The organism is Ruoffia sp. FAM 24228, assembly GCF_045528575.1.
Lineage (GTDB): Bacteria > Bacillota > Bacilli > Lactobacillales > Aerococcaceae > Ruoffia > Ruoffia halotolerans.
In genome coordinates, this window is the sequence record NZ_JBGQQZ010000021.1 from 22415 (window position 1) to 34937 (window position 12523).

Annotated in this window: 9 protein-coding genes; 2 read left to right on the forward strand and 7 right to left on the reverse strand. The window is 35.2% G+C overall.

Annotation, left to right across the window (positions count from 1 at the left end; genetic code table 11):
• Window positions 1-14: 14 nt before the first annotated feature.
• Both pflB and ACEN33_RS05320 read right to left on the reverse strand, forming a co-directional pair.
• The gene (pflB, locus tag ACEN33_RS05315) at window positions 15-2273 is read right to left on the reverse strand and encodes a formate C-acetyltransferase (RefSeq protein ID WP_407090231.1); all 2259 of its coding nucleotides are present in this window, start codon (window positions 2271-2273) and stop codon (window positions 15-17) included.
• Between the two features lie 170 nt (window positions 2274-2443).
• Window positions 2444-2803, reverse strand: coding sequence for a metal-sulfur cluster assembly factor (locus ACEN33_RS05320; protein WP_138403990.1), 360 nt, complete (start codon window positions 2801-2803; stop codon window positions 2444-2446).
• Window positions 2804-2949: 146 nt separating this feature from the next.
• On the opposite strand from ACEN33_RS05320, the gene ACEN33_RS05325 reads away from it, so the two are divergent.
• The gene (locus tag ACEN33_RS05325; RefSeq protein WP_407090232.1) at window positions 2950-3192 is read left to right on the forward strand and encodes a DUF1858 domain-containing protein; all 243 of its coding nucleotides are present in this window, start codon (window positions 2950-2952) and stop codon (window positions 3190-3192) included.
• Entirely contained in the window at window positions 3185-5170 is a 1986-nt protein-coding gene (locus ACEN33_RS05330) for a DUF438 domain-containing protein (RefSeq protein ID WP_407093910.1), read from the forward strand. The genes ACEN33_RS05325 and ACEN33_RS05330 overlap by 8 nt, the downstream gene beginning before the upstream one ends.
• A gap of 43 nt (window positions 5171-5213) precedes the next feature.
• Here the strand turns inward: ACEN33_RS05330 and ACEN33_RS05335 are convergent, their stop codons facing one another.
• The 5 genes from ACEN33_RS05335 to ACEN33_RS05355 form a co-directional block, all read right to left on the reverse strand.
• Entirely contained in the window at window positions 5214-8264 is a 3051-nt protein-coding gene (locus ACEN33_RS05335; protein ID WP_407094697.1) for a type I restriction endonuclease subunit R, read from the reverse strand.
• Between the two features lie 94 nt (window positions 8265-8358).
• On the reverse strand, window positions 8359-8985 hold the full coding sequence (locus tag ACEN33_RS05340; protein ID WP_407094698.1) for a restriction endonuclease subunit S: 627 nt from the start codon (window positions 8983-8985) through the stop codon (window positions 8359-8361).
• A complete protein-coding gene (locus ACEN33_RS05345; protein ID WP_407090236.1) occupies window positions 8985-10577 on the reverse strand; it encodes a type I restriction-modification system subunit M in 1593 nt (530 codons plus the stop codon). The genes ACEN33_RS05340 and ACEN33_RS05345 overlap by 1 nt, the downstream gene beginning before the upstream one ends.
• Before the next feature lie 150 nt (window positions 10578-10727).
• A complete protein-coding gene (locus tag ACEN33_RS05350) occupies window positions 10728-11306 on the reverse strand; it encodes an SRPBCC domain-containing protein (RefSeq protein ID WP_407094699.1) in 579 nt (192 codons plus the stop codon).
• A gap of 23 nt (window positions 11307-11329) precedes the next feature.
• The gene (locus ACEN33_RS05355; protein ID WP_338489553.1) at window positions 11330-12277 is read right to left on the reverse strand and encodes an HD domain-containing protein; all 948 of its coding nucleotides are present in this window, start codon (window positions 12275-12277) and stop codon (window positions 11330-11332) included.
• Window positions 12278-12523: the final 246 nt, after the last annotated feature.

Here is a 12523-nt window from a genome sequence, read left to right on the forward strand (position 1 = left end):
TAAAACTTAAGTGATTACATTGTACTGTGCATTGTACGGTTAATAACATCCATTTGTTGCTCTCTAGTTAATTTGATGAAGTTTACAGCATAACCAGATACACGGATAGTTAATTGTGGATATTCTTCTGGGTGATCCATCGCATCTAATAACGTTTCGCGGTTAAACACGTTAACGTTTAAGTGGTGTCCACCTTCTTTAATATATCCGTCTAACATATTCACTAAGTTGTCTTTTTGAATTTCTTCATCTTTACCTAATGCTTTTGGAATGATTGAGAATGTATTTGAAATTCCATCTAAAGCATATTCGTAAGGCATTTTAGCAACTGAAAGTAAACTTGCTAACGCCCCATGAGTATCACGTCCGTGCATTGGGTTCGCTCCAGGAGCAAATGGATCTCCTTCACGACGACCGTCTGGCGTGTTACCAGTTTTCTTACCGTAAACAACGTTTGATGTAATAGTTAAGATTGATGTTGTATGGATAGCATCACGGTATGTTGGATGTTTCTTAACTTTAGTCATGAATGCTTTAAGTAAATCAACACCGATCTCATCAGCACGTTTATCGTTATTACCGTATTGTGGGAATTCACCTTCGATTTCATAATCGACAACTAGACCATTTTCATCACGGATTGTTTTAACTTTTGCATATTTGATTGCTGATAAAGCATCAATTGCAACTGAGAATCCAGCAATACCTGTAGCCATCGTACGTTTTACATTTGTATCATGTAAAGCCATTTCAATACTTTCATAGCTGTATTTATCGTGCATGTAGTGGATAACGTTTAATGAATTGATATACAATCCTGCTAACCATTCTAACATGTCATCATAACGTTCCATCACTTCATCATATTCTAAGTATTCTGAAGTAATTGCTCGATAGCTTGGTCCAACTTGTGCTTTCGTCATTTCGTCGACACCACCGTTGATTGCATATAATAATGCTTTTGCTAAGTTCGCGCGCGCACCGAAGAATTGCATTTGTTTACCAACTTCCATCGCTGACACACAACATGCGATGGCATAGTCATCACCGTAAATTGGACGCATAATGTCGTCATTTTCATATTGAATGGCTGATGTGTCAATAGACATCTTCGCAACAAATCGTTTGAAATGAGTTGGTAAGCTTGGTGACCATAACACAGTTAAGTTTGGTTCTGGTGCTGGTCCTAAGTTTGATAATGTATGTAAAAATCTAAATGAATTTTTAGTTACTAGTGGTCGTCCATCAATCCCAACTCCACCGATTGCTTCAGTGACCCAAGTTGGATCTCCTGAGAATAATTGATTGTAATCAGGTGTACGTGAGAATTTAACTAGACGTAATTTCATAACGAAATGGTCGACTAATTCTTGCGCATCTTTTTCTGAAAGCATACCTGTAGCAAGATCACGTTCAATATAGATATCTAGGAATGTAGATGTACGACCTAATGACATTGCTGCCCCATTTTGATCTTTAATTGCCGCTAAGTATCCTAAGTATAACCATTGGAATGCTTCTTGCGCTGTTTCAGCTGGACGAGTTAAATCAAAGCCGTAAATATTACCTAATTCAATTAAATCTTGTAAGGCACGGTATTGTTCACTAACTTCTTCACGTAGACGCATAACTTCTTCGTTCATTTGTCCGTTACCAATATTTGCGAAGTCTTTTTGTTTCTCTTCCATTAAACGGTTTACTCCGTATAATGCAACACGACGGTAATCTCCGATAATACGTCCACGACCGTAAGCATCTGGAAGTCCTGTAATTACTCCTGAACGACGAGCAGCACGCATCTCAGGTGTGTATACATCAAATACACCTTGGTTATGAGTTTTGCGGTACTCTGTAAAGATATGTTCAATTTCTGGATCAATCTTATACCCATATGCTTCTGCTGATTGAACAGACATACGGATTCCACCGAATGGTTGTAAACTACGTTTGAAAGGTTTGTCAGTTTGAACACCTACTACTTTTTCAACGTCTTTGTTCAAGTAACCCGCATCATGTGACGTAATTGTTGATACAACTTTAGTATCCATATCTAGAACGCCACCAGCATCACGTTCTGCTTTTGTTAGTTCCATTACTTGATCCCATAATTGGAAAGTTTCAATGGTTGCGCCTTCTAAGAATGAATCATCACCTTCGTACAAAGTATAATTCTCTTGAATAAAATCTCTAACATCAATTGACTCTTGCCATTTAGTTCCTGTAAAACCTTCCCAAGGATTTACATTCATCTTTTCGTTTTCTAATTTTTCCATGGTATCCCCTCCATATAAATTCGAAGCAACATCTATACTTTTAAATCATTACACATATATGATAAACTATTTTTATACCTAAAGCAATAGGATATAACAATTATTTATGTGAATTTTAGAACATTGTACAAAAATAGCCCCATCGTTAGACAGGACTTTTAAATATTAATTTAATTCGGAATAAAATCACTCGGAATACCTAAAGCAATACGAGCAAAGCGTGAGATGCGAGATAAATCCCAATGCGGTTCAAAGACAACTTTTATATCGATTTCAGTAATTTTATCAAAGTTAGCTAATTGATATCTCACGTCACTATCAATAAAGTCTGCTAAGGGACAACCGGCAGTTGTTAAAGTCATTATGACTTCAACCTTCCCTGCTTCATCCATATCTACTTCATATATTAGGCCTAAGTTCGCAATATCTATGCCTAACTCTGGATCGATGACTCCTGTTAATTGCTCTAGTAATTCTTCTTCGTACTTTAATGCTTCGTTTTTGAATAGAATACCAAATTCTTCATTCATAAAAGATGTTCCTTTCGTTTAAATAATATATTTATTTTATTCATATTGCTTATGAAGTTATTGTTCGCTAGTATTATATAATATAGTACGTTTAGTTTATACATAAATAGATTTAATATCAATCGAATTTTATAAGGAGTAAGAAAATGGAAAATCAAGTAGACCTTAATAGACCTGTGAAACAAGTCCTTGATTCACACCCTGAACTTCTCGACATTCTTGTCGATTTAGGCTTTAAACCTTTAGCTAATCCAGCCATGAGACAATCGGTTGGAAAAGTTGTTACACTAAAAAAAGGCTGCAAATTAATCAACCTTCCTTTGGAACAATTAGTGAATGAACTACACTGGAACGGCTATACTGTCATCGGAGGTGACGTGAATGAGTAATAATACAGACAATCGCATAGATATATTAGAAGGTATTCTTCTTAAACTGCATCATGGAGCGGATCCTGAATCAGTTCAGGATGAATTTAATGAGCATTTCACGGGTGTGAGTGCCATTGAAATCTCCATGATGGAGCATCAATTAATGTATGGGGATAGTGTGATTACGTTTCAAGATGTTCTTAAGCTATGTAATGTTCACGCGAATCTGTTCAAAGGTACGATTGAAGATGGTAAAGCACCCGATGCTGATCACCCCGGACACCCCGTAACAGTATTCAAAGAAGAGAATATGGCGTTACGCTCTGCCCTGCTACGGATTAACAATATTCTGGATACCTTTGAAGAAATGCCGGTTGAAGAATTGTCTAATGGAATGATTAAAGGACTTAAACGTCAATATGATATCATCGGGCAATTTGATAACCATTACAAACGGAAAGAACATTTATTCTTCCCGGTTATGGAAAGTTACGGCCACGACGCTCCACCAAAAGTTATGTGGGCAAAAGATGATGAGATCCGTGACTTATTCAAACGCGCCTATAAAGCCATGGAAAAATTTCCCGATATTAAATTTTCAAAAGTAAGAGATACGTATGAAGCTTTCCAATTTGAATTCAATGAAATGATTTTTAAAGAAGAAGCTATATTAATTAATATCTTACTTGAAAGTTTCAATCAATTGGATTGGTACAACATCGCCCAGCAAAGCGATAATTACGGCTATGCAATTATTCCTCCTCGCGAAACTTGGGAACCAGAAAACCTGGCAGACTTACTCGAAGAAGATACGAAAAAAGCTGAAGAATTAACAATTCAAGAAGTACCTACACCAACTAAGTCAGTTCAAAAAACAATGAATACAGTGGAAAGTAAAACAATCGAAACACGAAAAATTACCGTTAATGCCGGTCAATTTACCGTTCTTTGGGAACCAGATGAGACGCTTGACTCAAGCAGTAACCAAATCATGAACCCAACAGTGCCTCTTTCGATTGGTGATGGTTACTTGAGCTTAGAACAAATCAAAGTCATCTTTGATTACATCCCAGTGAAAGTTACTTTTGTTGATCAAAATGATATCGTACAATACTTCAATCACAAGAAGGAGTCATCAATATTACCACGACACGCTGAAAACATCGGTGCTAAGGTAGAAGATGTCTATCCAGAAGCTGTCTGGGATACATTAGAACCCATTGTTCAAGCTTTCAAAGATAACACATTAACTGAAGAAAGCTTTTGGTTTGAAGATGAATCAGAATTCTTATATATTTCGTATAAAGCACTCTTTAATGAAGCCGGGCAATATCAAGGGTTCGTTGAAATAATACAAAACATCCAACCTATCTTAGATATTCAAACGGATAAATGGCGTAATTTACTCCCTCAAAGTAAGGTTGATTTAACACTTAAGGATCCAGCTAATTTAACTCAGGTTAATCACAAACATCAGTCTCAAGCAGAATCACAAGTACTTCAATTTGGTAAAGGACAGTTGGAATTCAACTGGTCTGTAAGCAATGAGACAGTAGTCAATGATCCAAAGGATTTTTCTAATGAGCAATTGATTAGTATCGGCGAAGGATATTTAAGTTTAAAGCAAGTGAGACTCATTTTGGATTCAATGCCCTTTGAGATTACTTACGTTGACGGCGATCATAAGTTTAAATACTTTAATAATATCGGTCCTTATGACGAGATGCTCTTCCAAAGATCACCTTTAGAAATTGGACGTGACTTAGAATATTGTCACCCCGCTAGAGTTTGGCCAAAGGTTAAACGCTTATCTGAAGACCTTCAAGCACAACGTCGTTTTATTGAACCTATGTGGTTCTCACCTGAGAATAAACTTATTTATATCTTGTATATTGGTGCGCAAGATCAAAATGATAATTATCATGGTATTGTGGAGACCGTTCAGGATGCTTCAATGTATGTTGAATTGGACGGAACAGAGAAAAGACTGTATTAAAAAAAGGAACTTGCTATTTTGTAGCAGGTTCCTCTTTAATATACTAGCGCCAGTTTAATGGTAGTATCTCTTCTTCAATAACGTCTGTAAATTCATTCTTTACATGTTTCCAGAATTTTAATCGATTAACTCCATTTTCAGTGTTTTCTTTATAGGCATTATAATCAGCACTTCTTTTTAATTCTGTCTCACCGATTTGTTTTTTCTTAGCTGGGTTATAGTTTTCTACTAAGAAAGCGAAATCTTCCTTATTTAAGAAATATTCTTTAGTAATCTTCTCTTCAATCGTATCTATCTTTTCTTCAATCTTTAACTGAAGTTTTTGAGATACATCTAAGTTTTTCAATTCTTCTTTTGGTAAATGTTGAACTTCATTCCAGATATCGTCAATAATGACAGCTAATTTTGGATTTGTTTGTTTAAAGTCAGAAATATACTTTTCAATTTCATTAACTCTCTTTTTACTTGGTTTATCATCTTTTTGATTGTATCTTTCATTCGATAAGTTTTGAATGAGTAGAATAAGATACTCGTAATCAATCTTATCCGTTCCAATTGATGATAATTTATAGTCAATATCAAATAATATTTCTTCTACATCATTCTCGCCAATCCGTTCTTTAATTTCTTGCAATGCATTTTCGTATTTACCGTGGTAATCTTCAATCAACTCTACTTTTAATCCAAATTCTTCTTTAAAGTAATCTTCATCATAATTAGAGTATACTTTGATTGCACTGAACGTTTTATCAAATTGTTGATAGTTTTTCACAAAGAGCTTTAGTGCTTCTGTCTCATCATTCATATCAATATTATCTGGATTGGGAGCTATAAATCTTAACTCCTCTAAAGCAAAAGTGAAATTACTAAACGCTTCATCCCAATCTGGAGCTTGAATAGCATTTTCGCCTCCATTAGAATACAAGAGAAAAGCTTCTTGAACTGCCTCTTTAAATGTAGCTGGCGATTGGAACGTCATGATTTGTCCGTATTGTTTAGTATGGTCATAAATACGGTTGGTTCTAGAGAATGCTTGGATCAAACCTTGTGGTCTCATAGGTTGTCTATCGACAAATAGTAATGCTAAAGAAGGCGCATCGAACCCAGTTAATAGTCGATCAACAACTATAACAATATCAATTTGTTCTTCTCTATATTTATATATTTCCTTTTTCCGAGCTAATCTATCATTTAAATTTCTATTGAATCCTCGAAGATTACTTAAATCATAATTAGTATTGTACATCTTATTATAATCCTCTAAAACACCTTTTAAATGACTTTGGTTCTCAAATGAACTCTCCTCAGTTTCTGTTACAGAATAAGTGACACTCACTTTAGGAAAGTCAACCACTGCTTTTTTCACTTTGTCAGAAATAACAACTGAACTTCTACCCTCGATGACTTCTCTAAATGAATCATAATATCGTTGAGCTTCTTTAATAGAACTCGTCGTCAATATTGCACTGTAAGTATTTCCGATTCCTCGAACCAAGTTAAATTTATTTTTTGAATGATTAATAATTGTATCAATCACCTCTAATTTATGTTCATCAGAATAATAAATTTGTGTGGGTATATATTTTTCTTTCTGAACCTCATCCATATGTAATACACTATCGACTTTTGCTTCATGTTTAACAATATCTATTAAATCATCATCACTAATAGTATTGTTGTACTCTACTTGAAACCCAAGTACAGCATTATCATTAATTGCTTCTTTGACTGTATATTCATGTAATCTAGGGCCATATTGTTCTTCAGTAGTTCGTGCTAAATTTCCCTGTTCTTGACGAGCATTCTCTACAAAAAGTGGTGTTCCTGTAAAACCATACCAAAGAGCATAAGGAAAGAACTTATTAATCTCCTGTTGTTTTTCTGGTGAGACCGCCCTATGACATTCATCTACTACAAAGGCTACATGCAATGATCGTAACTTTTTATAATTCCGATTGTTTTCGTTATCTCCATATCTTTTCATAACATAATTCAATTTTTGAATGGTCGTCACTATAAGTGTTCTATCATTTGAAACTAGTTTTTTTACTAAATCAGAGACATTATCAGTCTGATCTATATCAATAACATCATTCTCTGCATAAGACGTAAAAGAAGCCGTCGTTTGTTGATCAAGATCTATTCTATCAACGATAAATATTGTCTTATCTATTGAAGGTATTTGAAGTAAGTTTCTCGCTACCTTATAAGAAGTCAAAGTCTTTCCTGATCCAGTCGTATGCCAAACATAACCTGACTCTCTTCTTCTAGATGCCCTTTCCACTGCTTCGATAGCATGGATTTGATAAGGTCTCAGTAAAATTAGTGATTTCTTTTCGTTATCTATTACAGTAAACTGTGTGACTAATTTATGCGCATGTGGAATCGATAAAACATGTTCCGCAAATTCTAAATAATTATTCACTCGCTTATTATCCTTATCTACCCAAGTTGTAAGGAACTTAGAATTAAGTTTTTCTCCTCGACCTGCTGCAATGTACCGTGTGTCAGATCCATTTGTAACGACAAACATCTGAGTCGTTGAATAAATTCCATTAAACTTACCTTCGTTTAAGTACTTATTAATTTGTTCATAAGCAGACATATACCCATCTGATTTGTTTTTCAATTCAATATGAATCATAGGTAGCCCATTAATTAATAAAGTTACATCAAAAATCCTTTGTCGATCAACTGGACTCACTTGTGTCGTACGATACTTATTAATTACTTCATAGATAGATGTCCCACCAGCAATGTCTTGACGTCGAATAACCTGCAATAATATAGTTCCCTTGCTAGCATCTTCTCGTTGAACTGTAGCCTTAGCGACACCATTCTCTCCTGTTAACCAAACTGCAGCAGCATAAAAAGAGCTAAAGTTTAATTCTGCTTTAACTTGTTCGAATTCTTGGTCAGTTAATGGAACACCATCCAGAACGCTAACATTATTCGCTTCCAAAATTTGTCTGAAATTGTCCCATAATTGATCTTCAGTCTTTAAATCATCACGATAAGTCCGTTGTGACTCTCCTTGAATCAATTGATTTATTATATTTTTTTCAAATTCTGCTTCACTAGTAAAAGACGGCATAGCTCTCCCTCATTCTTATTTAATAGTCTAATTTATCTCATTATAGCATGGAAAGCTTAGTAAAATAGTATTTAAGAGTAGTATTTTCGCTCGATTAAAGGGAGCAAAAAAATTTGGTGATAAACCGGGATAATTCTTTGGAAAAAAACACCATTTTGGGAACATCGTTGTCCTTATCAACAGTTTTTAATAATAACCCAATTTGTAATTGTTCTTTGAGTTCAGGAATGGGTATCATTAACTCTGAAATAATCTTTTTATTTAACCCACCTCTGGTACCATCACCGGAAGATTTTAACCTCAATTCATCATATCTATTATTTAAATTTTGATATAGATATTCTGCATTTATTTCTTCATTAGGTTCTATGGCTGCAATAGATTGATTTGTAGTTAACGGGATATAATTAATTGCAACAGTTCCACGTGTCTTACCTTGGCCAGCCAGTGCAATGAGTATAGATTGAGTTTTTACCCACTTAGCACTTGAATTATTAAAACCAATTTTAGAAATTTTAGCATCAGTATCCTTTAGTCTTTTTTTATTAATCTCTCCAGAAGACATCCACGGAATTTCTTCTGGAGCCCAATATTTTTTTATTGTGGTTTTAGGAGTCCCTCCTGTTACAATTTTTGAGATACTCCGTAACTTACGCTGTTCCCAATCGTCTGTAAATCCTTTAAATCTAAGTTCCGGTTGTCTTCTTTCTTCCTTAGCCATTATTGAAACACCTCTTTCATCGCTTGAATGATATCTCGTGTTTCATCCGTCACTTGAAAGTCATCAATCATTGAAAGTAATTCTTTCTCAGTTTGCTCAATTTCAGCATCAATTTCGCGAATATCTTTACTCAATTGAACCACATCAATGGGTTCTGGTTCTTCAAAAGTATCTACATAACGTGGGATATTTAAATTATAGTCATTCTCTACAATCTCATCATAAGGTGCTAAATAGGCATACTTATCTACAAATTCGCGCTTCTTATAAGTTTCAAGTATCTTTTCAATGTTTTCTTCAGTTAAGATGTTTTGATTTTTTTCTTTTGTGAATTCATTTGATGCATCAATGAACATTACATCACGATTTACTCTGTTTTTCTTTAGAATAATGATTGTAGTTGGGATACTTGTATTCACAAAAATATTAGCTGGTAAACCAATCACCGCGTCAATGGCTCCGTTTTCTAATAGAGCTTTACGTATCTTCCCTTCAGATGCACCACGGAACAATACGCCATGTGGAAGTACAATTGCCATAACTCCATCATTACGTAAATGATAATAACCATGTAGTAAGAATGCAAAGTCAGCCTTAGATTTCGGTGGTAATACGCCAAATGAAGAAAATCTTGGGTCATCTAAAAAGCCTTTAGATGCTGACCATTTTGCTGAGTATGGAGGGTTCATTAATACACCTTGGAAGTTTGTCGGCTCATCTGTTGGCCAATCCTCATCAAGTGTATCACCATTACGTAACTTCTGATTCTCAATAGGCACTCTATGAAGAAACATATTCATACGTGCTAAGTTATAGGTAGAAGTGTTTAATTCTTGTCCAAAGTAACGAACGCTTAATGGTTCATTGGAATAGCGTTGTGCGTTTAGAAGAAGCGATCCCGATCCCATAGTTGGGTCATAAATTGTGAATCCCTTTTGATCCTCTTTACCCATTAATACAATTTGTGTCATTAATCTAGCTACTTGTTGCGGTGTATAAAATTCTCCCGCTTTCTTCCCTGATTCTGAAGCGAATTGACCAATAAGGTACTCATAAGCATCTCCGAGCGCATCTCCGTCATAATCAACAAGATTTAAATCAGCGAGTTCTTTCATTAACAATGAAATTGTTTGGTTTTGTTTCTGAGGATTAGGTCCTAGCTTTCTTGAGTTTAAATCAATATCTTCAAATAAGTCTTCAAAGATTGGATTTGATTGCTCAATGTCTCTTAATCCTTGTTGTAAATGCTCTCGTTGGAAAGTATTATTGTTAATTTCATCAATAAGTGCAGAGAAAGTTAGCTCTGGTTTAATGTCATAGGCAATATCATCTTTCAAAGCTTCTCTTAAATCCTCATGAGTATCTGCATCTTTATATGCAATTGCATAGATCAACTGAGCTTTTTCTAAGTCATGTGACTCTTCTTCTAGTAACTCTGTAGAATGTACTAACATTCTATCAGATAAATACTTATAAAAGACAAGCCCCAATAAGTATGATTTGTATTCATTGGCATCCATTTTTGATCTTAATATATCAGCTGAATTCCATAATGCTTGGTATAAACTTTGCGAATTTGACTTTTCCATCATGATTCTCCGTTCTAATTTAACTTCCGCTGTGTTTCAGCGAGACTATTCTTAGTATATCATAGAACTCTAATTTTCCTCTACACAGTTGTTCATAAATATAGTCACAAAAAGAAGTGTTGTGCAATAGCTACAACACTTCTTAAATAATCTCTATTCAAACTCAGTCGATGTTTGTTCTTTTATCAACTGTTCTACTTCATCGTAATACTCATTGTATAACTCCATTGTGTCTGGAATAGGTTTGTTATCAATGATCGCAGCAATATTTTGCATACAAATTAACCAACCCGTCACGTCTTTCGGACTATGCTCTTCATCAATATGATGAATCCATTGAGTATAATTCAGTTGCGTCGTTAAGTCGTCATTGCTAACAAGGTCAAAGGTTACAATGTTTCCTTCTCCCCATTCAAATGACAAGTGAGACGGCACTTCAACGTCATAAATCATCATATCTATATGCATGTCGCCTGAATTAAACATCAAGTTTCCGCCAGCTTTGAGTGATTCAAATTCAAGTTCAGGGAACCATTGTTTGACGTATTCATTCGATGTTAACACTTCCCAAACTCGCTCAATATTAGCATTTAACTCACCTTGTAATACAATGTCTATACCATGATTATGTGTTAAATGATCTAATTCAGAGTGATGATGGTGGTCATGATCGTGGTCATGATTGTGATCATGGCCATGTTCATGTGCATGTTCGTCTTTATGTGAATCCATATTATCTCTCTTTTCTCTTTAGATTATTTTTGGAATTTAGGTTTATAGATTTGACGGCGGTCTAGTGCAAAGATTTGTGATGTAAATTCGCCTGGCTCAGTCTTATCTAGGACTTCAGTAATCATGTTGATTTTAGCGTCCATATCGTCAATATAGTGAATTAACTCTGCTTCTAGTAATTGTGGTAAGACAGGACTACCAAATTCCATTTTACCATGGTGAGCTAATACCACATGTTTCAGTAATAAGATTGACTCGTTCTCAGGATCAACGCCAATTTCAGCACACGCACGGTCAATCATCTCTGAGATAATGACGATGTGTCCCATCATCTTCCCTTTAAGGGTATACTCTGTTGAGATGGCTCCACTTAATTCAACAGTTTTACCAATATCATGAAGGATGATTCCTCCAATTAATAAACTTGGATTCAGTTGTGGATAAATCGATAATAAATTACGTGCGATTTTAACCATTGATAATGTATGGAAGCTTAGTCCACCTGCCATGGCATGGTGTAATCGTTTGGCTGCTGGATGGACAAAGAAGTCTTCCTGCGTTTGGTGAATGATTTTACGAACGACACGTGCAATGTTTGGTTCAGTTATAAGTAATAACGCATCATCAAGTTCTGCTTCCAAGTCTTCACGTTTAACTTTCACTTTCTCAACATAAAGCGTTGGATCATCCGGCTCACCCGCTTCTGCTAGGCGCATGGATTCAATCTTTACTTGCGGTGTTCCTTGATATGTATCTCTCTTACCTCTCAGAAAAACAACTTTACCTGCTTGGTATAAGTTCACTTCTTCTTCAGTTGCTGACCAGAACATACCGTCCATCGAACCTGAACGGTCTTGGAATCGAAAGGCTATGAATGGTTTCCCATTACGCGCTGTACGAATATCCGCTGCTTTAATTAGAACAAAAATACCGAATTGTTCTCCGTTTTTAATTTCAAATAATTGTGCCACAATATACCTCCTTGTATATATAAAACATCTAGTTATGTTAAACAGATATACATAATAATCACTCTTTTATTCTATCATATTATACGGATAAAAAAATATCCGAGCCCTTAAATAATAGTGGTTCATGAATTTTTGATGTTGGTGGACCGAGGAGCCAGGTGACGCAGTCACCTTGGCTCTTTTTTTATTCCTATGTTTAAGTGTCTCTCTATGCAACGATAGTTTGTGTTGTGTTCTCATCTTTAA